The 24,534-nt window shown below is 54.2% G+C and carries 16 protein-coding genes; 6 read left to right on the top strand and 10 right to left on the bottom strand.

All coding sequences use genetic code 11. The annotated features are described in order from the left end of the window. On the bottom strand, positions 1-4,938 hold a 4,938-nt coding region (locus BLW59_RS17660), incomplete at its 3' end, for a hypothetical protein (RefSeq protein ID WP_175463347.1). Between the two features lie 464 nt (positions 4,939-5,402). On the opposite strand from BLW59_RS17660, the gene BLW59_RS03470 reads away from it, so the two are divergent. The 6 genes from BLW59_RS03470 to BLW59_RS03445 all read left to right on the top strand — a co-directional run bounded on the left by BLW59_RS03470 (position 5,403) and on the right by BLW59_RS03445 (position 10,782). Beyond that, a complete protein-coding gene (locus BLW59_RS03470; protein WP_217634600.1) occupies positions 5,403-5,666 on the top strand; it encodes a hypothetical protein in 264 nt (87 codons plus the stop codon). Positions 5,667-6,035: 369 nt separating this feature from the next. After that, complete coding sequence (locus tag BLW59_RS03465) at positions 6,036-6,905, top strand: MurR/RpiR family transcriptional regulator (RefSeq protein ID WP_080705898.1); 870 nt, start codon at positions 6,036-6,038, stop codon at positions 6,903-6,905. 336 nt (positions 6,906-7,241) lie between these two features. After that, positions 7,242-8,591 (top strand): PTS sugar transporter subunit IIC, encoded by a 1,350-nt coding sequence (locus BLW59_RS03460; RefSeq protein ID WP_074696200.1) that lies wholly within the window; start codon positions 7,242-7,244, stop codon positions 8,589-8,591. A gap of 47 nt (positions 8,592-8,638) precedes the next feature. Continuing rightward, on the top strand, positions 8,639-8,938 hold the full coding sequence (locus tag BLW59_RS03455; protein WP_074696198.1) for a PTS sugar transporter subunit IIB: 300 nt from the start codon (positions 8,639-8,641) through the stop codon (positions 8,936-8,938). An 18-nt stretch (positions 8,939-8,956) separates the two neighbouring features. Continuing rightward, positions 8,957-9,280 carry a PTS lactose/cellobiose transporter subunit IIA gene (locus BLW59_RS03450; protein WP_029541764.1) on the top strand — a complete coding sequence of 108 codons (324 nt, stop codon included), beginning with the start codon at positions 8,957-8,959 and terminating at the stop codon, positions 9,278-9,280. Between the two features lie 62 nt (positions 9,281-9,342). Further along, the gene (locus BLW59_RS03445; protein ID WP_074696196.1) at positions 9,343-10,782 is read left to right on the top strand and encodes a 6-phospho-beta-glucosidase; all 1,440 of its coding nucleotides are present in this window, start codon (positions 9,343-9,345) and stop codon (positions 10,780-10,782) included. A gap of 121 nt (positions 10,783-10,903) precedes the next feature. Here BLW59_RS03445 and BLW59_RS03440 read toward each other — a convergent pair whose 3' ends face one another. From BLW59_RS03440 to hisC, 9 genes are all read right to left on the bottom strand, one after another. Beyond that, positions 10,904-11,932 carry an ABC transporter substrate-binding protein gene (locus BLW59_RS03440; protein ID WP_074696194.1) on the bottom strand — a complete coding sequence of 343 codons (1,029 nt, stop codon included), beginning with the start codon at positions 11,930-11,932 and terminating at the stop codon, positions 10,904-10,906. Between the two features lie 494 nt (positions 11,933-12,426). Further along, complete coding sequence (locus BLW59_RS03435) at positions 12,427-13,098, bottom strand: ATP-binding protein (RefSeq protein ID WP_318258279.1); 672 nt, start codon at positions 13,096-13,098, stop codon at positions 12,427-12,429. 82 nt (positions 13,099-13,180) lie between these two features. Then, positions 13,181-14,227, bottom strand: coding sequence for a Fic family protein (locus BLW59_RS03430; protein ID WP_074696192.1), 1,047 nt, complete (start codon positions 14,225-14,227; stop codon positions 13,181-13,183). 79 nt (positions 14,228-14,306) lie between these two features. Further along, positions 14,307-14,831 (bottom strand): ECF transporter S component, encoded by a 525-nt coding sequence (locus BLW59_RS03425; protein ID WP_074696190.1) that lies wholly within the window; start codon positions 14,829-14,831, stop codon positions 14,307-14,309. A gap of 143 nt (positions 14,832-14,974) precedes the next feature. Next, positions 14,975-18,121 carry an ATP-binding protein gene (locus BLW59_RS03420; protein ID WP_139283523.1) on the bottom strand — a complete coding sequence of 1,049 codons (3,147 nt, stop codon included), beginning with the start codon at positions 18,119-18,121 and terminating at the stop codon, positions 14,975-14,977. A 108-nt stretch (positions 18,122-18,229) separates the two neighbouring features. Continuing rightward, the gene (locus BLW59_RS03415) at positions 18,230-19,015 is read right to left on the bottom strand and encodes a response regulator (RefSeq protein WP_029541778.1); all 786 of its coding nucleotides are present in this window, start codon (positions 19,013-19,015) and stop codon (positions 18,230-18,232) included. Between the two features lie 121 nt (positions 19,016-19,136). Continuing rightward, positions 19,137-22,283 carry an ATP-binding protein gene (locus BLW59_RS03410; RefSeq protein WP_074696186.1) on the bottom strand — a complete coding sequence of 1,049 codons (3,147 nt, stop codon included), beginning with the start codon at positions 22,281-22,283 and terminating at the stop codon, positions 19,137-19,139. A 139-nt stretch (positions 22,284-22,422) separates the two neighbouring features. Then, the gene (locus BLW59_RS03405) at positions 22,423-23,142 is read right to left on the bottom strand and encodes a phosphatase (RefSeq protein ID WP_074696184.1); all 720 of its coding nucleotides are present in this window, start codon (positions 23,140-23,142) and stop codon (positions 22,423-22,425) included. Between the two features lie 254 nt (positions 23,143-23,396). Beyond that, positions 23,397-24,437 carry a histidinol-phosphate transaminase gene (gene hisC, locus BLW59_RS03400; protein WP_318258292.1) on the bottom strand — a complete coding sequence of 347 codons (1,041 nt, stop codon included), beginning with the start codon at positions 24,435-24,437 and terminating at the stop codon, positions 23,397-23,399. Positions 24,438-24,534 lie beyond the last annotated feature (97 nt).

Here is a 24,534-nt window from a genome sequence, read left to right as displayed (position 1 = left end):
CACTACCTTGGTGCCATAGGCGGCAACTACGCTCTCGCCATTGTCCAGTTTCACTGCCCCCTTGGTCAGCTTCGCTGTCCCGTCACTATTGGCAAGGAGCGTCCCGCTCTTAGCGGCGGTGTAGGTCGTCTCGCCTACCACTACATTAGCTCCCTTGTTGGCAACTATGCTCTCGCCCTCACCCAGCACCACTTCACCGGAAACGAGCTTAACCTCCTCGCCGGTGCAGTCAAGGTTTGCCCCCGCTTCACCGGCAGTGTATGCCTTGCCGTCTACCGTGACGTTTGCCTTGCCGCTCAACTTGACATTGGCCTGAGCCGTCTGCCCCTCTTCCACTGACAGGGTCAATACTGAGCCGCCCTCGGCTTTGTAAGTCTTGCGGTTGACCGAAACCTCCTTGCCAGAGGGCAGTTCTGCCTTCACCTTTCCTTTCTCCACAGTGGCAGCGCCGGAGGGTCCGCCGCCGCACATCACTACCTCCTGGGTATCAGAAGCATTGACATACTCCACGCCGTCTATCACCAGACTGCCCTTGCTAAACTGAACCTTACTGTCAGCGGCCAGTTCGGCCTTGCCGTCCTCATTGACAGACAGCCGGACGCCAGCCTCCTTAGGAGCTTTATATGTAGTGTCCCCCACTTCAATGCTGACGCCGTCTGCAAAATAAACTCCCCCGGCCTTCAGGGACACAGTCTGCTCCTGCCCATACGCTCCCGCACAGGCCAGGACAGTACCGTTTTCTGCAACATAATAATCCCGGCCCCCGGCCTTAACGGCGATGCTTCCATCAAAGTGCAGGGTTCCTTCCCGCAGTTCAAGTGCTTCATCAATCCCATCATGGTCGGGGGTATATGTAAAGACAGCGCCCCCCTCCCGGGCTGTATACGTATGGCTGCTGCGTGTATGGATGCTCTGGCCCGTCTGCAGGGCCACGGCCCCGCTGTACAGGACGGCAATTTCTTTGCCCTCTGGAGGCTCGTCAAGCCTCAGAATAGTCCCAGCTTTAGCGTTATACACCTTGCCTGCCACACTGAGGCTGCTGTCTTCCACAAACTCGACGCTGCCGTAGGTCAGCACGGCCTGCTTCTCAGCATCAACAGTCACGGTGGTATAACCCTCGACGGATTTATACTCACCCTGGCCCGCATAAATACTGGTGCCATCCTTAACCAACTTCACTTCGCCGGACACCAGCTGGACCTTATCCTTGGCAAGATTCAGCTCTGCCTGCCCCGTAGCGGCGTACCTGCTGCCGTTGGCCAGAATATCCTCCTCAGCTCCCAGCACCACAGATGCTTCACCACTATTAAAGGTGATATTGCTGTCACTGCTGTCAAAGATAAAGTCTGCCCCCTGCGAACCGGCATCGTACTGCCTGCCGTCAATCGTGAGGCTGGCTTCTCCTGTCAGCTCCACTCTGGTCTGGGCCGGGCTGTCCTGAACCATGGTCAAAGTGGCGGTGCCTGTCACGGCTTCATACACCGTGTCGTTTATCACGATGCTCTCGCCCTCGGCCAGCGAAACAGTGCCGCCTGTCAGGGTAACCGTGTCGTTTGCGCCCAGGGCAAAGGTTGCGCCACCAGTGGCGGCCGTGTAATTCTTGCCTTCTATATATATGCTCTTGCCAGCAGCCAGAGTCACCGTCCCGGCGGTCAGTTCGATTTTGCCATCGCTATGGGTAAGGGTTGCCCCTGCTCCTCCGGCCTTGTATTCCTCGCCGTCTATCAGGATGCTTTCTTCTTTTTCCAGTCCCACCTTTACCTGCCGGTCTTCGCCCAAGGCTACAGTCGCGCCACCCTTGCCCACGGCGGTATACGCACAATCAACATCATCATCGGTTACATATATCGTGCCCTCGGCAAACTTGACCGTGCCTTCGTCCAGCCATACCTTCTCACTACCGATCGTGAAAATATCACTACCGAGCGTGGAAATAGCCGCCCCGGTCTCGGTGGTATACACGACACCGCCTGCCTCAAGGCTGCCTTTGTCAAACTTGACAAAGCCCAATTCCAGCTTAACTGCAGAGCCTTCCCCGTCATATGCCAACTGTGCATGTAACTCTGTTTCATTGCCGGTATACACGCAGCCATGCACCAAAATGCTTTTGTCTTTGCCCAGATAAACTTCGCCGGACAGCAGTTCGGCCTTATCACCCGCAACCCCCACGGCAACGCCGTCACCGAAAGAGTACTTTGTCGCCCCTACGGTTACGTAACCTCCGCTATCAAACTCAACCGCTCCTGCCGTCAGCACGGCACCCTGCTGCCCAACTGCCATTGAAGCAGTGCCTTGGGCTTTGTATTTTTTGCCGCCTATTACAATGCTGCCAGCAGCAAAAGCAACTTCACCAGAGCGCAGTTCTGTCCCGGTATTGCCTGTGCCGTCAACACACAGGGCAGCCCCTTCCTGCCCGGTGGTGTATGTCGTGCCGTCTATCGCAAAACTATCGCCCCCGGCCAGGGAAATACCGCCCTTCTTCAAGGCAGCCGTACCGTCTGCTGCCAACGCAAAAGTTGCGCCAGTTTCATAGGCGGTATACTCCTTTTCCCCAATCAGGATTTTTTTGTATCCTTTTAGCTCCACTTCACCGCTGACCAGTTTTGCCTCGTTGGTGCCGGCATAAGCCAGCGTAGCCGTGCCGTTTTTGCTGACAGAATAATATGTTTCGCCTACATAAATGCTGCTTCCCCCGGTCAGGGAAACTTCCCCACCCTCAAGACTTATATCGTTCGTCTCAGTGAGGCTTACGGTTGCGCCAGTTCCGGCGGCAGTATATGTTCTTCCATAAGACCCCTTGACGGAACCGCCCGCAGCAAACCAGACCGTCCCGTCATACAGCTCGACAGTGCCGCTCTCGTCAAGGGCCAGCGTGGCACCTGTCCCGGCGGCGGTGTACTGCTTGTCATTCACATAAATGCTCTCGCCAGCGCCATCTGCATAGTCCAGCACCACCCCCCCGGCGGTCAGGGTGGCATTCCCATCCACTACCGCCAGCCTGGTGCCAGCCTGGGTAGCGGTGTACTCCGTCCCATTCACATAAATGCTCTCGCCAGTCCCATTGGCATAGTCCAGCTCCACCGCTCCGGCAGTCAGCGTGACTTCCTTTTTATCGTTGATAGCCAGCTTGGTGCCATTTGCGGCAGCGGTGTACTCCGTGCCATCTGCATAAAGGCTTGCACCTCCGTCAAAAGAAACTTCCCCGGCAATCAGCGTGGCCTTGCCATTCTCCACAGACAGATTGGTGCCTGCCTGGGTGGCGGTGTACTCCGTCCCATCCACATAAACGCTCTCGCCAACGCCGTCGACATAGTCCAGCCACACCGCTCCGTCTATCAGTAAGCCAACATAATCATTTTTCAAAAGCATAATAGCCCATCCAGAGGCAGTATACGTCACGTTACCTACGATAAGCTCTCCACAAAAGTTTACAGCCCCTGATATCAGCCTGCCCACGCCATTATCATAAGCCATTATGAAGTCGTTACTCTCGGCGGATGAGTAGTTAAAATCCCCCACAGCTAGTCTGGGATCTAACCCCTCCACACGAACTTCTCCGGCGGTCAGCGTGGCATCACCATTCACCACAGCCAGCTTGGTGCCTGCCTGGGTGGCGGTGTACTCCGTCCCATTCACATAAATGCTCTCGCCAGCAGTCAGCTTCACCGCCCCATTAGTCAACGTGAGGTCTCCTGTCAGCATTTCCCGGTTCACGGTGACAGGCGTATCCACCCCGACAGCCAGCTCATACCCCTCCGTTTTCTTCTGCAGGGTGGCAAAACGTGTCGTGCCGTTCTCATTCTGGTAAACAACCGTGTCAAACCCGCTCGGCACCTCAAGGGACAGAGTATCCGTGGCCGTCACCGTCACGGTCTTGATATCAAGGGTCAGGCCGTAGTCATTGGCCCCGGAAAGGGTGGAGGCATCCTCTGGCAAAGGGAAGGAAACCTTGGCAATGTCAGCATAGGCACGTTTCGTTACCAGTTCGGTGGGGTAGCCATTCTCATCAGTCTCCCACAGTTCCATGGTCTTGTCCTTGTCATTGACCACATAGCGGCCCCCCCCCACAGCGAAACTGCCCTGGGTCGGGGAGATTTTCTTATTGGCCCCGTCGTAGATGCCCTTAAACGCCTCTACGACCATGGCACCATTCTTATAGGGCGTGTTAAATACCGCCAGGCGCTTCCCGGCCTCATCCCACAATTCTGTATCACTGCCCGCATGCACGGAGATTGCGCCATTTGCGAAAAAAATCCCGGCCACCACTGTCAGCTTGCCATCACTGTCGGCCAGCAATTCACATGGCATCACCCATTTATGCTCCACGTAGGTATCGCTAGTTAAAACAGCATATGTACCATTAATAACTACTCTTCCATTTTTGGCAGAGAGCAGATACCCGTCATGGTGATAGACCATTTCAGCAACAGCGTCAGAATTTTGAGCGACACTTACGGATGCACCATCTTGATTATCATCTTTTAAGACAATAAGCACATCAGATTGTCCCACTCTAACATGACTGCATTTGGTTTTTTCCGCCAGGTACTTGCCGTTAAAGATTTCCACACTCCCTTGGGCTGACACCTCATTGATAGGGGCTGCGCCCGCCGCTGGCGAACTAAGGGTGACAAATGCCCTATGATCCAGGGTTCCGTATGTGTGTCCCGCACTATCCTTGACATTCAATTCGGTGTTGCTCGATCTGAGTGCAGATAGATTTATTGAGTCGCCATTCGGCAGCAAAAGCCAACGGTCGTTACCCCGCCATTCAGTATTGAGGTTCAGGGTGACCTTGTCCCCATCTTTCACCACAAGTACAACGTCATTATCCGCAAACCTCTGCAGATCAAAGGCAAAGCCCACCTCGCCGCAGTCCATCCCCGGACTCAGGCTCTCAAGGCTCTCTGCCCCCCCGTAGTACACATCTGTTCTCATAACAATCACTCCTTCCCATAGGGCCCCTGCCACAGGCGCGGCCCCTGTCTCTTCCTTCCAAGGCTTGGTGTTATTGTTTCCACGTATTGTTTCAGTAGTATTATTGCTTAACTAACCACACTATAACGGAAATCCGCATTTTGTCAATAGGTTCTGCGAAAGTGGGCGGATTTTGGCGAAAGTGGGCAGGGTGCTTGCTGATGTCATCTTTTATTCAATGAAAATTTAATGAAAGAGGATTATTGTTTCTTATTGCAAAACTCCTTCCGCCCCTTCGGGGCACCTCCCTCTGAGAGGGAGGCTCTTATCGATGCTCGGAAATGACATTTACCACGTCTCCTATTCACCTCTCTTTGATTGACCCAATATTCAAAAATCTCCATACCTACCCTTGATTTCTCCATCATTCATAGTAAAATATTCTTAAAAGCACCATTGCCATCAGAAAGGGGGTTGACCATCCTATGATGATCAGCGCAGACATTGGGGTAATGCCCAACGAGAAAACCGTAGCCGACCTGCTGTGCGGACTGGAACACGAAGACTACCAGGCAGCTGTCAGCTTTATTGGCTACTTGTCCGCCATGAGGAAAAAGAAAAAAGCCGAAGACAGCCGCAAAATTCTCGCCGAGATACAAAATATGTTCAGCGATGATAAGGGATGGAATTCCGAACAGGACATGATAGAAGATATGGCTAAGTTCAGAAGGGAACGTAGCGGCTTATGAAGGTAAAACCAATATTATTTTCTGTCAGAGCACACCAAATATCCTCTGCAACCTGCGTGACCCAAAAGATATTCCTGTGCTAAGCGATGCCTTGTATCATAATGTGGACATTCTCCTTACCGGAGACAAGGACTTCCTGGAAGCACACATAGAGCATCCTTTAATCTACTCGCTGGCAATGATGGAAGAATACTTAAAAAGACTATAACTCGGAATAAGATGTCCCCCAGCTCTGCAGCTGGGGGTGGCGAATATCATAACAGGCGGTGAGCTAATATCTCCCGCCTAGTTGAAACGCCAAGAGGAAGATTTGTCTTCGACAAATCTGGAACAATGGCGTTATAAAATTTCAAGGAGGCCCCCTATCCCATGCGACTACTGAAAGCCATGCAGGAGGCGGAGCGTTTCTCCCCTACGGAGCAGTCCGTCATTGACTATATGCTGAAGAATCCCCAGGAAATAGCCACCAGTTCCATCAGAGAGCTGGCGGAGCGTACCTTCACCAGCCCGGCGGCGGTGTTCCGGCTCTGCCAAAAGCTGGGGCTGAAGGGATACAATGAGTTCAAGATACGCTTCATGAGCGAGATGAGCCGCGCCACCACTGACCAGACCTTTTCCTCCATGGCCAGCCGCCCCATCACGGACAAGGATTCCGTGGGGGACATCGTGCGGAAGATGGCGGCTTTGGAAATAGAAGCCATAGAGGAAACCCGCAACGAAATGGATATAGCCCAGCTGGAGAGGATTGCCCGTATGATGGAAAAAGCTTCCGTCATCGACATCTATGCCTATGACCAGAACTACGCCCTGGCGGAAACAGCCGTCTACAATCTGCTGCAGGTGAAGAAAACGGCCCTGGCCCACAACGCCATGAACACCCAGCTCTCCCAGGCCATGATTTCCGACAAGAGCCACTTTGCCATCCTTATCAGCCGTTCCGGGGAGAACAAGCGGCTCATGCGCACCGCCAAGATCCTCAAGGAGCGCCATGTGCCCACCGCCCTACTGACCCGGGCAAAAGATGCTCCCATCGCTGCCTTCTGCGATGAATTCCTCTATGTGGCCAATTCTCTTGAGTATCTGGACTTCGGCGGCAATATCTTCAGCGTGGGAGTGCGCTACTACTTCGATGTGCTGGTGGGCTTGCTTATCGCCCGGCACTTTGGGGAAATAGAGGATTTCTATGATGCCTTCGAGGGCTACATCGGCCGCCCCGACTCCAAGGACCGGCTCTGGTAACAATAGTGCACTAAGCTCAGACTGCGCCTCCTTAAAGGGACTAGCTCTGCTTTTGCAGAGCGTCGCTACGAGCTTGATTCACGGAGTTCTATAGTAAAACAAGATTAAAGCAATAAAGAAAACGGTTTCCGAAACAGCGTTTTATCCTGTTTCGGATTTTTTTATTACTTTTGAAACGCCATTCCAGAACTGTCTGAATCCCTTGAACATGCAAAATCTATATGCTATATTGTGACCATACCAAGGAAAACAGTCCCCCGGCGCGCGAGGAGGACCTGGTGAAATCATAGTTTTGGATTTAGGATCAATGCTTTTGAGAAAGAGAGGCTTACCTCAATGACGAAACAAGAGATGTTCGACAAATTTGTCGAATTCATGGCTCGCTTCGCCGAGTACAAAGCGGTAGCCGCCTTGAGGGACGGTTTTATCATGACCACCCCCTTCACCATCTGCGGCTCCCTGTTCCTGCTGATTGCCAATTTGCCTATCCCGGGCTACCCCGAGTTCATGGCCGGGCTGTTCGGCCCCCATTGGACTGACCCCTTGAACGCCGTAGCCGGCGGTACTTTCAACATCCTGGGCATCATCGCGGTGCTGGCCATCACCTACAAATATGTAGAGGCCGAAGGGTGCGACGCCATCATGGCTTCCATCCTGGCCCTGGCCGCTTTCATCATCGTGATGCCTGCCTCCGTGGCCGTGGAAGGCGGCGGCATGGCAGATAATGTCATCCCCAAGCTCTGGGGCGGCAGCAACGGCGTCATCACCGCCATCCTGATTTCCTTCTTCACCTCCGCAGTCTTCTGCTGGTGCGAGAAGAACCACATCGGCATCAAGATGCCGGACGCTGTTCCCGGCGGCGTGGCCCGCGCGTTTGAGGCCCTGACCCCCGGCGTCATCCTCTTTACGGCAGCTTCTGTGATTTACGGCCTCTGCCACTTCATGGGAGCCACCACTTTCCCGGAGCTGATTTTCGCCGTGATTCAGACTCCTTTGCAGGGCCTGTCTGATACGGTAGTAGGCGGCACCGTCTTCTCCCTCCTGATGACTGTCCTCTTCTGGGCTGGCATCCACGGCCCCAACGTGGTGGGCGGCATCCTGAACCCCCTGATGATTGCCAACTCTCTGGATAACCAGAAAATCCTTGATGCAGGCCTGAGCCTCCTGGGCAACCCCGACGCTCATATCCTCACCATCCAGATTACTGATACCATGATGAAACCGGGCGGCTGCGGCGCAACCTTCGGTCTGCTCATCGCCAGCTACCTGGTGGCACGTTCCCAGCAGATGAAGACCATCACCCGTCTGGGCACCGTCCCCGGTCTCTTCAACATCAATGAGCCTATCATCTTCGGTCTGCCTATCGTTTTCAACCCCTACATGCTGGTTCCCTTCTGCCTGGCTCAGCTGGCTGTCATGCTGATTTGCTACGGCGCCATCGCCATCGGCTTCATGGCTCCCTTCAGCGCCATCCAGGTGCCCTGGACCACGCCCCCCATCATCGCCGGCTTCCTCATGAACGGCTGGCAGGGTGCTGTAGTGCAGATTTTGGGCCTGGCCGCCGCCACCGCCATCTACTTCCCCTTCGTGAAGGCACAGGATAACGCTTTCTACAAAGAGGAACAGGGGGAGGAAGCAGAAGAAGCCTCTGACAGCAACGTTTCTCCCGCATCTGCGAACAACTAAAACCATCAAACCATAAGTTACTTATCGTATAAAAGGAGTGCATCATCATGAAAAAAATCATTCTTCTCTGCGCCGCTGGTATGTCCACCTCTATGCTGGTAAAGAAAATGCAGGAGGCTGCTGCCGCTGAGAATTTCGAGTGCGAGATTGCCGCATACCCCACCGCTGAGGCCAAGGACAAGGCTTCTGACGCTGATGTGATCCTCCTTGGCCCCCAGGTCCGCTTTGCCAAGAGCAAGGTGGAAGCTGCCTGCCCGGGCATCCCTGTGGAAGCCATCGACATGAAGCTCTATGGCCGCATGGACGGCAAGGGCGTGCTGGAAACTGCCAAGAAGCTCATCGGCTAAGAAGGAGGACACGCAAAAGTGGAAGGTTTGGAACTGGTAGCATTTAACATCATCTCCTCCGTGGGCACCGCCCGCAGCTCTTACATCGAGGCCATCCAGAAGGCCAAGGAGGGCGACTTTGAAGCCGCCGAGGCTCTTATCAAGGAAGGCGACGAAGTCTTCGTGGAGGGCCACAATGCCCACGCAGGCCTGCTGCAGCAGGAAGCCGAAGGCGGCCCCGGCAGCACCCTTTCCCTCCTGATTCTCCACGCTGAGGATCAGCTCATGAGCGCCGAGGGTTTCAAGACCATCGCCCAGGAGTTCATCGAGGTCTATAAGAAGTTCAAGGAACTCGGGAAGTAATCCCCCAAAGCCTTCCCCCCAAGGGGAAGGCTATATATTTGACAACACAAGGAGATTTGAATATGAGTTTTTCCAAAGGATTCTTATGGGGCGGCGCCGTAGCTGCCCATCAGCTGGAAGGCGGCTGGCAGGAAGGCGGCAAAGGAGTAAGTGTTGCCGATGTCATGACCGCTGGCCGTCACGGGGTGCCCCGTGAAATCACCGAGGGCGTGCTCCCCGGCAAGAACTACCCCAACCATGAGGGCATCGAGTTCTACTACCGCTATAAAGAGGACATTGCGCTGCTGGCCGAGATGGGCTTCAAGTGCTTCCGCACCTCCATCGCCTGGACCCGCATCTTCCCCAAAGGGGACGAGACCGAGCCCAATGAAGAGGGCCTGAAGTTCTACGATGACCTCTTTGACGAAATGCACAAATACGGCATGGAGCCGGTCATCACCCTGTCCCACTTCGAGATGCCTTACCATCTGGTCACCGAATACGGCGGCTGGAGGAACCGCAAGCTCATCGAGTTCTTCGTGCGCTTCGCTACGGTCTGCTTCGAGCGCTACAAGCACAAGGTCAAGTACTGGATGACCTTCAACGAGATCAACAACCAGCGTGAGCTGAATGTGCCCTTCACCGCTTTCACCAACAGCGGCGTGCTCTACAAAGAGGGCGAGGACAAGAAGGCCGTCATGTACCAGGTGGCACACCACGAATTCGTGGCTTCTGCCAAGGCCGTCATCGAAGGCCACAAGATCAACCCGGACTTCCAGATTGGCTGCATGCTGGCCATGACTCCGGTATATCCCGAGACCTGCCGTCCCATGGACCAGATGGCGGCCCTGAAGGAAATGGACAAGAGCTTCTTCTTCGGCGACGTGCAGGTGCGCGGCCACTATCCCAACTATGTGCTGAAAGAGTGGGAGCTCAAGGGCTACAAGGTGGAGATGGAAGACGGAGACCTGGAAGCCCTGGCCGAGGGCACCGTGGACTACTACGCCTTCAGCTACTACATGAGCCACGCCACCACCTCCGTGGAGGAGCGCAAGCAGAACCTCCAGGGCGGCTTCTTCGACGGGGTGAAGAACCCCTACATCGAGGAGTCCGACTGGGGCTGGCCCATCGACCCCGTGGGCCTCAGATATATGCTGAACGTGCTGCAGGAGCGCTATGAGCTGCCTCTGATGATTGTAGAGAACGGCATCGGCCTCCACGAGACCCCCAATGCCGACGGCCTCATCGAAGACGACGCACGCATCGCCTACTTCAAGGCTCACATCGCTGAGATGAAGAAGGCTGTAGATGAAGACGGCGTAGACCTCATGGGCTACTGCCCCTGGGGCCCCATCGACCTGGTTTCCGCCGGTACCGGCGAAATGGAGAAGCGCTACGGCTTCATCTATGTGGACAAGGACAACGAAGGGAAGGGTACCCTGGCACGCTCCCGGAAAAAGTCCTTCTACTGGTACAAGAGGGTCATCGAAAGCAACGGCGAAGACCTGGGCACGGAGGACTAACGCCACCGAAGCGAAAATAAATACAAACGACCTAAAAAAACACGCTCACAAGGATTTCCCTGTGAGCGTGTTTTCTTTGCACAGCCAATGGATCCTCAACCAGTCCCAAAGGCCTCAACTCTTATTTTATCGTCACCAGTGACCTGTTTGTTGCTCTCAAGTAATCAAGATTCACATAATCCCAAAAGATGGGAACGTCCTGCAGTTGGCCCATTTTCATCATGAAGCTGCTCACTTCCTCGCAAGTAGACCTGAAATGCTGATCGATGGACATACTGTAATAATTTTTTTCCATGATATGGCTGACCTGATCTTTTTCCAGATTTAGTTTGCCGGCAATGATAGCAGCTGCTTCTTCGGGATTTTCGTTGATGAAAATTGTGGCCTTCTCCAGCGCCCTGAGCATGGCCTTCACGTCCTCCGTATGCTCATGCAGATAGTCGTCTGTGATCTGCATGGTGGTGTAAAAACTGAGCCAGTCAACCTCCCCCTGCCTGTCCCCCAGATAGGACTGCAGACCGCTGAACAGGAGCGTCCCCCCCATTGCCTGTGCGTTGCTGACCCAGGGTTCCCAGCAGGCCATGGCATCAATTGTGCCAGCTTCCATGGCTTGCAGCTGGTCCCGTGGACTAAGGGGCACGAAGGTAATCCTGTCCATATCCACCTTGAGTTCGTAGCACATGTTACGAAGGGCCAGCAGGATGCCGGAGCCCTCTGCCATGCCAATGCGCTTGCCCTCAAAGTCCTTGCCGTTCACAATGCCAGAGTCTTTCCGGGCCACCACACACTGTGTATCGCCAATATCTGCCATGGGAGCCACGACCTTGACCTTCACCCCCTCAGCTACCAGTGTCATCACCGTGTAAGGTGATTCAAAGGACACCTGCGCCTCACCGCTCCTGATGAGTGCGGGAATCTCGCCTCCCGACTGTACCAGCCTGTTTTCCACCTCCAGTCCTTCCTCCCGGAAGTAGCCCTTCTCCTCGGCAATGATCTGCTGGGCTGATATCTGGGGGTCCATTACGCCATAGGCCACAATCTTATGCCTGGCCTTAAATTTCTCCTGCAGCGCTTTTCCGCTATCTACGCATCCCACAAAAGCCACCGCACTGATGATGACCATAAGCCCAGTCAACAAGCCCCATTTCATACGCATTCCTGCCCTACCCAGTGTCCTCATCTCCTTCCACGTTATCTATCAATTATGAATTCCGTAAATACGAATGTCATAAAAGGATATACCCATTTTCAGTATATCCCAAAGCGCTTTTCCCCGCAATCCCCAAAAGCGCCCCCCCGAATATTCTGTCTATTTCAGCTTATCTCCTTATATCTCCCATTTACTGCCAATATCTCCCGTTTTCACCCTTAATATTTTTTCGGTATATCTCCTGCTGCCACGCTGCCCCTGGCTGCTCACCATGAAAAAGACAACAACACTGCCCCTCTCCCCCGCGGGATTTTTTCATATGTCAGCAAATCTCCAGAAGAACATATCAACCTCGCAAAAGACCATCTGAACCTCGCAAAAACCATTTCAGCTTTTCAAGCGCGAAAATGGCTTGGAATAAAGGGTTGCCTAACATAACGCCCCCGCAACACAGCCCAAGCCTCGCAAAAAAGCCCCTGAACCTCGCAAAAGCCTCAGTCTGTCAGCAACGCACCAGCCTCATAAGTACGGTTTGGATCATATGTACCGCCATTTGCCTTGATAAGATTCTTGTCCATCAAGGCATTCAGCCTTGTCCTGACAGTGTTATCCGACTTGCCAACATAGGCCGCCAACTGCGCACGGCCAGCAGTCCCACGATTCAATATATAAGCCATAATGGCTTGTTCTATATCATCCAACTGCTTCCACATAGAAATACCTACATTGTTTACCGCATATAATTCCTGGCGCATTCTACGCATGACTATATTATTCTTCAGTACCAGCCTTAGAGATTCTCCCGGCTCGCTATAGACAGGGGCGTCCAGAAAGAATTCTGCCATATCGTTGTAAATGCGATTTACCCCTTCATTCAGTTCCCGCACCCAGCCAAATTCTGTCATCACACGGGAAATGCGTGGATTACGAGAATATCTCGTCTCCTTGATGTTCTGCAACGTCACCAGATTAGGAAGACGGCCGGGGCTTTCTATTTCCAACCTATCATCATACATACTGACCTTTATGAAGTTGCCACTCATAGCATACTCACGATGAGTTACAGCATTGACAATCCCCTCCAGCCAAGCAAAATCCAGATACTCAGGGACTTTAACCCTTGAATTGTCTACCTCATGAAATGTATGACAATGTAACTCACGCATACTCAAAAAGCCCGGGCAAATCATCTGCCCGGGCTTCTTATATCAAATGTCTAAAACGTCTTATACGGAATCTTGAGCCCATTTACCTTAGATGTATATACCGGGTAGACCGTCCCGTTCCTTCCCTGCCCAAATACCCTTCTTCAACCAATTTGCGAAGCGCACCTTCCACAGAACTCAGACTGAGGGAGGGGCACAACTCTCTAATATCCTGCTTGGAAAAGCGTCCCAGTTTCTGCATAGATGCCTTCCGTACCATTTCCAGAGCAGGGAGTTTCTTATCCACCAGGGCGAAGCGGTCTTCAAAATCCCTGTAGGCAGCAATGATGGTGCTCAAGAAATATTTTATGAAGGGAACGACATTTTCATTGCCCTCATGCCAGCCATGCTGCGACTGCCGCAGCGCGTCATAATAACCATCTTTGCGCTTGGCTATTTTAGCTTCCAGGGATATATATTTCCCAACATAAAAACCACTGCGGTACAAAAGAAGAGTGGTCAGCAGCCTGCTCATACGTCCATTGCCATCATTGAATGGGTGGATACAGAGAAAGTCGTGGATGAAGATGGGAATGGCTATCAGCGGCTCTACCTCCGCATTGCCAATCACGCGGTTGTATTCTGCACAAATTTTGTCCAGCGCTTCCGGCGTTTCATAGGGAGTCAACGGGGTGAACAGTATTTCCGTATGCCCGTCCGGATAAGTGGCACTGATATAATTCTGCACATTCTTGGTACGGCCCCCCATGGAATTTGCCATATGGCTGTACATGATCTTGTGGAGCTGTAGGATGAAGTTCTGAGTGATGGGAATGGCATCGAAGCTCTCATGTATAATATTCAGCACATCACGATAGCCAGCTATTTCCTGCTCGTCCCGGGTCCTGGGTGTGGTTTTTTCTTCCACCAGCTGCCGGATACGGGTGTTAGTGGTCACTATCCCCTCAATGGCGTTAGATGCCTCTGTGCTTTGAACCTTGGCGATTTCCACCAGCTTTCCCAGCTCTTCCGGCCGTTGCCTCAGGTAAAGTTCCTGCTTCCCTGCTTCCTTGTAGATGGCAGCAATATAACCCAGGATCTCGTAATCCCAGGTCATTTCCTGGATTTTTGTATAATTGAACTGTCGCATCCCCTTACCTCCTCGCTTTTCCCTTATATTATAGATAAATTTAAGGGAAAAGTAAATCAGTAAGGGATAGCTTCTATTTTTAGAACTTCCCTCTCACCTTCTCCAACGGCTTTGCCAAAACGTAGAAGGCCAGGATGTTCACTACGCCCTCGGCCAGCAGCCCCGGGGCTGAGGCCAGGCCTGCGGTGAGGCTGTTGTAGAGGATGGCGCCGAAGAGGGTGTAGCCGGCAGCCATGACCAGACAGGCCAGGATCAGGGCTATGAGGGTGCGGGGGGAGGTGAGGAAGTGGTCGGCTTTGGGATTGGCAATCTCAATGAAGGTCAGGGCCATGAGCCATTTGATGAGCAGCGTCGGCCCCATCCACAGGGCGAAGCCTCCCATGAAGTCGGCCAGCATGGAGCCCAGGCAGGCGGCGATGAGGGCTTCCCGGCGGACCGTCAGGCAAAGGGCCAGGAAGATGACCGCATCTCCCAGATGGGCATAGCCCAGGGGAATGGGAATCTTGGGCAGGAAGGTGGCCAGGAACACCGCCGCCGTCATTACGGCCGTCAGGGTGATTTCACGCGCAGTCCAGGCGCTGCGCTCTGCATTCAGTACATTCATGATAATTGCCTCCTTTCGGGTATGGTCATAGCCTAGCACTTTGCTGGGTTTTATGCAATACTTCCTTAAAAAAATTTTTATGTTTCTTCACTAAAAGTAAAGCCCTGCCCACGAGGACAGGACTTTTTGCTTTTTATTAAGTTTCAGCCTAAGATTTCCTTGAGCTTATCCCAATCCGGCAGACGGGCAGCCTCTTTTACGGCTTTCAGCTTCCCAGTCTCTGCCTCAGGCAGGCGGTAGGAAGATAATTCTTCCAGCATGTAGTTCAGGCTGTCGTAGTCGAAGCTTCCCACTACTTCCCCCATGGCTTCCCAGGCCTCGGCCAGTTCTTCTTCACTGATAGGCGGCTTATTGCCTGCATCTTCCTCCTGGGGCAGCAGGGGTGAAAGCTCCGGCAGGAAGCTCCTGTAAAGGGCCAGCAAGGGGGGCGTGCCCACCTTGATTTCGTCATAGTAGCAGTTGTTCCCTGCATCTTCCAGCCTCAGGGCCTTTTCGGAAAGCTCGCTGGCGCCTATGACCCTGGCCGTGCTCTTGAGGGCGTGGACTTTGGTGGTGTAGCTATCCCACTCCTGCAGGTTGTAGAAGCGTTCGATTTCGTTGGCTGCTGCTTCGATAGACTGGGCAAAGACCGTGAGTGCATCTATATAGGCCTCAGCTGAGCCGCAGTGCTCTACGCCAGCCTTGCAGTCTATGCCATTGACCTCGTGCAGCCAATCCGGCAGCTCGCACTTCTCTTCCTGAGGCGGGGCTGCTTCTGCAGCCTGCACCTTGTCACCGGGCAGGTATTTCTGCAGGGTGGCCTCCAGCTGCTGGCTATCTATGGGCTTGCTGAGGTAATCGTCAAAGCCTGCCTCCATGTATTCCTCCCGGGCGCCGCTGACGGCGTTGGCCGTGAGGACGATGACGGGAGTGTTCTTGTTGGGGTAGCCGGGAATATACTCCAGTTTCTTCATGGCGTGAAGCGTCTCCACCCCATCCATGCCAGGCATGCGGTGATCCAGCAGGATGAGGTCATATTCCATGCCCTGCACCCGCTCCAGCGCTTCATAGCCGCTCAGAGCCGTGTCGATCTGCACCTGAGTGGCCTTCAGCAGGCCCTTGGCCACGGTGAGATTCATGGCCGTGTCATCGACGATAAGGAGCCTGGCCTCCGGAGCGATGAAGCTTTCCCGATAGGCCGTCTTCTGCTTGATGCTGTTGAGGTAGGCCGTCTCATAGTCACCCATGGGGGCCCAGTTCAGCACCTGCTGCTTCACCTTGAAGGAGAATTCCGACCCCTGGCCATACTTGCTCTTCACTTCCAGCTGGCTGCCCATGAGCTCCAGCAGCCGCTGGGTGATGTTCATGCCCAGCCCCGTGCCCTCGATGCTGCGGTTCCGCTCCTCCTCGATGCGCTCGAAGGCGTGGAAGAGCTTTTCCATGTCCTTTTCCTTGATGCCGATGCCTGTATCCTTCACGGCTATGCAGAGGCAGATTTCATTCTCCCCTGTCTTTTCCCAGCCAAAGCGCATGGTGACGCTGCCTCTTTCCGTGTACTTCACGGCATTGGTGAGGATGTTGGTGACCACCTGCCGGAGGCGTATCTCATCCCCCTTGAGGATGCTGGGCATATCCTCCGCCGCCTCCACAAAGAGCGCCAGCCCTTTCTTCTCTGCCCGCTGGCGTATCATATTCACCAGGTCATTGAGCATGGAGCTTACGGCGTACTCCACGGGGATGATTTCCATCTTCCCCGCCTCAATCTTGGAGAAATCCAGGATGTCGTTGATGAGACCCAGGAGAGCCGTGCCCGCTGTGCGGATATTTTCCGCATACTCCCGGGTGAAGTCCTCCTTCGTCTCCCGGAGGATCATCTCGTCCATGCCCAGCACCGCGTTGATAGGAGTGCGGATTTCATGGCTCATATTGGACAGGAACTGGCTCTTGGCAGTGTTGGCGGCTTCGGCAGCCTGGGCCATTTCCTGCAGTTCCCGATTGCTGTCTGCCAGTTCCTTCGTGACAGCAGTCAGGAAGGTGGCCATGCGTTCGGACAGGGGTATGATGCGGTGTTCCTGGCGCTGGGACATATTGTTTTCGCTGATTTTCAGATTGGGAGGCCCCTCCCGCATGCCCACCGCCACCAGGGCACTGTTGAGTATGCCCCCCTTGCCATGATAGCAGTAAATCTCGGAGGTGCCGTAATTGCAGATGAGGTTTCTGGCAAAGCGCCGATAGCTTTCAATCTCCTTGGGAGCCTTTTCCTTCAGGAACAAAGTGCGGTTGCCGCAGGCCACCATATAGAGCACTTCCGGTGCAAAGCCCCACATATATTCGCTGGCCACTTCCGTTTCCTGCAGCAAATCATCATGCACCGCGTAGGTGAGGCTGATTTTTTCCCCCATGTAAACATCACCGCTGAAATAGAGGCAGCCATCTTCGTCATAGCGTGGGGGAACTCTGGGGATGATGCAGTCATTGCGCTTGATTGCCAGGGGGAACTCGGAGATATTGTAGACGAAATTCTCATCGGGAATCACGTTCAGATAGCGGTGATAGACTTCCACGGGGAGTATGTCATCGATGCGGGAAATGCAGTTCTCTCCCCTGGTGGCAGTGATGGTCATTTCCTTGCCCAAAGGCTTCCAGCCAAAGACGTAATCTGCCTTCACATGGAGGTCAACGCCTGTGAACACCGCCAGCACAATGCCCTGCCGGTACATGCCGCTGCCGATGACATACTGCTGCTCCACATCATTTTTTTCATTGAGGGTAAAGAGATTGCTGAACCTGGCATTGCCGTCTGCACTGAGCTCAAACATGCCAGCGGTAGCCCCGAAGATGGGAATATCCTCGTTGCCCTTAGCCAGATTCCTGACAAAACGATAGAACCCCACGGACAGCCCCGAACAATAGAGCGCTACAGCTTTCACATCGTGCATACGGCGGATGCGCCGCCCCAGTTCCACTCCCGCTTCCTGATAAAGGTCAGGGGAGCCGGTGTATTCCAGGAGGGTCACATCTGCTGACTCCATGAAGTTGATATTCAATTTGAGCATGGACTCGTCGCTGTCACTGCCGTAAATGGTCTCCGTCATGCCCGTCACCACAGCCTCGGGAAAGACCTCTTCAATGGCTGCCCGGGTCTGGCTGGCAGTCACCTGGCAAAGGAGACGGAAGAGCAGGTGGATATAGACTGCCGAATCACCACGGGCCTCGGACTCCGCCCTCTTCTCCCGCAGGAGCTTCTTCACCGAACTGATGAAAGCAGGCCTGTCCGTCTCCCAATACAGCTTATGGCATTCCTGTATCATGAGCTTTCCTCCCTTATTGGAAATGCCCCCTCTTGTGCAGGGGATGCCCTTTCCCCCTTCCACCGTCTTCGACGGTCCCCCTTCCCCGTAAACGGGGCAGGCAGGGCTTTAGGTTACGTTACTCTCATGCAATTTCTGATACTTCCGCTTCTCGAAGAATTCGTCTATGGCCGCGATGAGCTTGGGGCGCTCCATGGATTTCAGCAGGTAGCCGTCAGGCTTCAGGGCCAGCACCTTCATGACGCTCTCCCTGTCCCCCTTGCCCGTGAGGAAAATCACCGGCAGGTCATCCAGCCTGCTTTCGCTCCTGATCATCTCCAGCACCTGGGGGCCGGAAATCACGGGCATCTCATAGTCCAGCAAAATGAGGTCCGGGGTGTTGTCTGCAATGTACATCATGGCCTGGGCCCCGGAAGTGACGATGGTCACCCGGTATTTGGCCGAAAGCCAGTCCTTCACCATCTTCAGGAAGGTGCCGTCATCATCCACCAGCAGTATGCTCTTTCTCTTGGCCAGATCGTCATTGGCCTCCAGCAGCCAGTCCAGCTGCGCCGTAAGCTTCTTCATGTCAAAGGGGCGGGGGAAGGAAGCCGCCACCAAAGCCGCAGGTATAGTCTGGGTTACGGTGTCAATCTCCGGCACCGTGCCCACCAGCACCAGGAGCTTGTCTTCCTCGGTGCAGATATCCTTCAGATATACCAGGGCTGAGGTGACACTATCCACGTATTCTCCCAGGAACATGAGGATAAGCTCCGTATCTCCCTTGTGGTCGCATATATCTTCCATGGTGGGCTCTGACTCAATCAGCTCATAGCCCTCCGCCGTCAGGTTCTTCACTATGGTATTCAGCATAAAGGACTTGCCCTTGCGAATCAGGAGTATTTTCTTCTCCATGGCTCCCATCCTTCCTATGGCCTGCCAAGCCAGACTGTGGCTTGTGCCCTCATTCACGCTCATTATCCGCTAACTTGCAATATTCGCCAGAGAACAGCCTTTTCCCTTTGCTCCCCGGCCCTTAACCCAAAATTTCCTTGAGCTTCTCCCAGTCCGGCAGGCGGGCGGCTTCCTTTACCTGCCTGAGCCTTTCTGCCTCTTCCTGGGGCAGCTGGTAAGAAGACATCTCCTCCAGCATGAAACGCAGGCTGTCGTAATCAAAGCTCATGACCACTTCACCCATAGCCTGCCAGGCTTCGGAGAGTTCTTCCCCGCTGATTGGCGGCTTGCCGCTCTCGTCTTCTTCCTGGGGCAGCAGGGGGGCAAGGCTGGGGAGGAAGCTGCGGTAAAGCTCCAGCAGCGGCTCCGTGCCTTCTTTGATTTCCTCGCAGTAGAGGTTGTTGCCCGCATCTTCCAGCCGTCTGGCCCGCTCGGAAAGTTCCCCGGCTCCAATGACCCGGGCCGTGCTCTTGAGAGCATGGACTTTGGTGGTGTAGTTTCCCCAGTCCTCCACCTGATAGAAACCCTCGATTTCCCGGGCGTTCCCTTCGATGGATTCGGCAAAGACCTGCAGGGCATCCATATAGGCTGCCACTGAGCCGCAGTGGGCCACTCCCGCTTCAGCATCTATGCCCCCAGCCGCCAGCAGCCAATCCGGCAGCTCAGCCTCTTCCTCCTGCGGGGGAGCCGCCTCTGCAGCCTGCACCAAATCACCGGGCAGGTATTTCTGCAGGGTTGCCTCCAGATGCTGGCTGTCGATGGGCTTGGTCAGGTAGTCGTCAAAACCTGCCGCCATGTATTCTTCCCGGGCACCGCTGACAGCATTGGCGGTGAGGACGATGACCGGGGTTTCCTTGTTGGGATAGCCGGGGGATTCTTCCAGCTCTCTCATGCGGGCCAGGGTTTCCACCCCGTCAAGGCCCGGCATGCGGTGGTCCAGCAGGATCAGATGATATGCTTTTTCCCGAACTTTGTCCAGGGCCTCATAGCCGCTGAGAGCCGTGTCTATCTGCACCCGGGTGGCCTTCAGCAGCCCCTTGGCCACTGTGAGGTTCATGGCGGTATCATCTACAATGAGAAGCCTTGCCTCCGGGGCAATGAAGCTCTCCCGATAGGCCTTTTTCTGCTGGATGCTGTTCAAGTAGGCCCGCTCATAGTCACCCATGGGGGTCCAGTCCACCACCTGCTGCTTCACCCTGAAGGAAAATTCGGAGCCTTCGCCGTACTGGCTCTCTACCTCCAGCCTGCTGCCCATGAGCTCCAGCAGCCTCTGGGTGATGTTCATGCCCAGGCCCGTGCCCTCGATGCTGCGGTTCCGCTCTTCCTCGATACGCTCGAAGGCGTGGAAGAGCTTTTCAATATCCTCGGCCTTGATGCCGATGCCCGTATCCTGCACGGCAACGCAGAGGCAGATTTCCTGCTCATTCACCTTTTCCCAGCCAAAGCGCAGGGTGACACTGCCCTTTTCCGTGTATTTCACGGCGTTGGTGAGAATATTGGTGACCACCTGCCGCAGGCGTATCTCGTCCCCTTTCAGCACGCTGGGCACATCCTCTGCCGCTTCCACTCTGAACTCCAGCCCTTTCTTCTCCGCCCGCTGGGAAATCATATTCACTAGGTCGTTGAGGAGGGAGCTCACTGTGTACTCCACGGGAATGATCTCCATTTTCCCCGCTTCAATCTTGGAAAAGTCCAGGATATCATTGATGAGGCCCAGCAAGGACGTACCCGCCGTGCGGATATTTTCCGCATACTCCCGGATATTCTCCTCCTTGGCCTCCCGGATGATCATTTCATCCATGCCCAGCACCGCATTGATGGGAGTGCGGATTTCGTGGCTCATGTTGGAAAGGAACTGGCTCTTGGCGCGGCTGGCAGCCTCAGCCGCCTCCGCCATTTCCTTCAGTTCCCGATTGCTCTCCTTCAGTTCCTCAGTCACCGCATCCAGAAAGGCCGCCATGCGCTCGGACAGGGGGATGACATCATGGATTCCCCGATGGGTGCTGGTATCGGCGCAGACCTTCAGCCAGGCCTCTCCCTCCCGCATGCCCACAGCTATCAGGGCACTGTTCAGGATGCCCCCTCTGCCATGATGGCAGTAGATTTCCGAAGTGCCATAGTTGCAGATGAGATTGCTGGCAAAACGGCGAAAGGCATCAACCTCCAGGCGGGCCTTATCCTTCAGAAAAACGGTACGGTTGCCGCACATCACCAGATACATGACCTCCGGGGCAAAGCCCCACATATACTCACTGGCAATCTCTGTCTCCTGCACCAGATCGTCATGGACGGCGTAGGTGAGGCGCACCTTCTCCCCCTCGTACACGTCGCTGCTGAAGTAGATCCGCCCCTCATGGTCATAGCGGGGCGCCACCCTGCCCATGATGCAGCCATTGCGCTGGACAGCCATGGGAAATTCGTAAATATTGTAGAGGAAGTTCTCGTCCGGGTTCACCTTCAGATAGCGGCGGAAAACCTCCGTAGGACGCATATTGTCAATGCGGGAAATGCAGTTTTGCCCGCAGGTTTCAGTGATGGTCATTTCCTTGCCCAAGGGCTTCCAGCCAAAGATATAGTCCACCTTCACATGAAGCTCCTCGCCCGAGAACACCACCGCCAGGATGCCCTGATAATAAACCTTTTCTCCCACCACATACTGCTGGTCTGCATCATTGTACTTATCGAAGAAAAAAAGATTGCTGAACCGCTCGCTGTCATCGGCACTGAACTCAAACATGCCCGCCGTGGCACCAAAGAAAGGCACATCTTCATTGCCGCAGTATGCACTGGAAACGAATCTATGGAAATACGTGGAAAGTCCTGCACTGTAGATACCTACAGCCTTCACCAGGGGCAGGTGGTGTATTTTCTCCCCCATTTCCCTGCCTGCCTCCTCATAGCCCTCAGGAGGCCCCAGGTATTCCAGCAGCTTCACCTTGCTGTGCTGCAGGAAGGTGATGTTCATGCGCAGCATGGATTCCATATCCTCGTTGACATAGATAGTCTCCGTCATGCCTGTCACCACTGCCTCCGGCATGATTTCGGCAATGGCCCCCCGAATCTCTCGGGCGGTATCTGAGCTGATCAGGCGAAAGAGCATGTGGATATAGATGGCGCTGTCGTGCCTTGCCTCCGACTCCTTCTTTTTCCTGCGGAGAAGCTTCTTCACGGACTCAATCAAGTCCAGCCTGTCGCTTTCCCAATATCTCTTATGACATTCCTGCAGCATGGAAGTACCTCCTTAGAAAAAGGGCTGTTATATGAAAACCATACAACAGCCCAACACTTCAAGTCACAATATGCCGATTTTACTTCCGTTTCTCTCTTATGTATTCGCCACCCAGGAGCTCCATCCCTGCTAAGGAACTTTAGGATTCAATCCATTCCTTGAACTTTTCAGGGGAAGAATTGATGATGAGCTCCTCCGGGAAGCCGTACTGCTGCACCAGTTCCAGGGCATAGGCGTGATTGCCCACATCGAACTCCACATGGGCATCGCTGCCCATGATCATCATGGCTCCGTGGCGCCTGGCCGCCGCCATGAGCTCCCCTGCCAATTCCCTGGAGCCCTTGCGGGAGCCTCCCGGGGTGTAGGAGCTGTTGTTCAGCTCCAGCAGCACGTGGTTTTCCACCGCAGCCCTGGCGACAGCTTCAAAGTCCACCGGGTATTTGGGATTGTCCGGGTGGCCGATAATTTTAACTTTCGGATTCCGCATGGCACCTAAGATGGCAGCGGTGTTCTCCTCCTTCGTGCCGGGCTTGATGCAGGGGTCGTGCAGGCTGGCCACGGCGTAGTCCAGGCGGGAAAGGAATTCCCCCCGCAAATCCGTAGAGCCGCTATAGTCGATGATGTTCAGCTCCGCCCCCATGACCATATCTATGCCATAGCCCTGCTCTGCCTCCCGGGGAATGACCTTGAAATTGCAGAAGTAAAAATCCCCAAAGCAGCCGGGCATGGAGGGAGTGTGGTCAGAAATCCCCAACAGCTTCAGCCCCTTGCGCTTGCCGGCTTCCGCCATCTCCCGGATGGAACTGTAGGCATGGACACTGGCAATGGTATGGGTATGGACATCAAGCAAGTCAATCATGTATTATCTTTCCTCTCTTCCCTAAACTTTTCCTACCTATCATACCCCCAGAACATGAACTTTGCCAGCAGAAAAATGCACAAAATAAAACAACCGGCCTGAAGCCCTGAGCAACAGACCGGGTGTTGATGATGTAAAAGCCTTCCCCCTCGCAGGGAAGGTGGAATGAGAGGACGAAAAACGACTTCGACGCCCCCCTTCCGTCAGCCTACGGCTGCCACCTCCCCCGTAAACGGTGGAGGCCTAAATAGCCCTCAAAGCACATCCTGCAATACTTTGATGAACTGCTCCATCTCGGCATCGGTGCCGACAGTGATACGCAGATAATCAGACAAGCGGGGCTTGTTGAAGAAGCGGACGTAGATATCCTTTTCCTTCAGCTTCTCAAAAAGGGACTCTGCCGAAGTGCCTTCAGGCGGTTTGGCAAAGAGGAAATTTGTACGTGATTCCAGCACCGTGAAGCCAAAGCCTCTGAGGGCTTCCTTGGTCTTTTCCCGGGTTACCAGCACCCGGTCCACCGTCTCCTCGAAATACTCCCTGTCATTGGCAGCGGCCACGCCTGCGGCCAAAGCTGGCATATTCAGCGTATAGGAGTTCACGGAGAACTTCACATCATGAAGCGCCTTGATAAGCTCTTTGCTGCCGAAGGCATACCCCACCCGCAGGCCTGCCAGGGCCCGGGACTTGGACATGGTGCGCACGATGACCACATTGGGGTACTTCTTCAGGAGCGGCAGGGCCGTACGGCCGCCGAAATCCACATAGGCCTCGTCAATGATGACCACAGAATCCTGATTCTCTGCCACCACTTTCTCAATATCCGCCATGTCACCTTCCAGGCTGGTGGGGGCATTGGGATTGCAGAGGACAATGCCACCGTTCTCCTTCATGAAGCCCGCAGGATCGAAGGAAAAGTCCTCCCGCAGGGGCACTGTCTCGAAGGGGATGCGGTAAACATCAGCCCAGACCTCGTAGAAGGAATAGGTGATATCGTTGAAGAGAATGGGCTTCTTCCCTGCAAAGTAGGTCAGGAAGCACATGGAGAGCACATCATCAGACCCCACGCCCACGAACACCTGCTCCAGCTCCAGCCCATACTCCTCCGCCAAAGCTTCACGAAGCTCCCGGCAGTCCGGGTCAGGATATAGCCGCAGCTTCGATGCCTTGATTCCCCTGATGGCCTCCACCACCTGCGGTGAAGGAGGGTAAGGTGACTCATTGGTATTCAATTTGATGACCTTCCGCTGAGGCTGCTCCCCCGGGGTGTAGGGGGTGACTTTGCGTATATTATCCATCAGACTCACATATATTACCTCCCGGCAATAAATTACAACTTTACAACTGCTTCTATTGTAGCAATTTATAAAGCATTTGTCATGGTAACACAAGGTA

This window comes from Selenomonas sp. KH1T6, assembly GCF_900108415.1.
GTDB classification, from domain to species: Bacteria; Bacillota; Negativicutes; order Selenomonadales; family Selenomonadaceae; genus Selenomonas_B; species Selenomonas_B ruminantium_A.
This window is presented reverse-complemented; position numbering and strand designations above follow the sequence as displayed.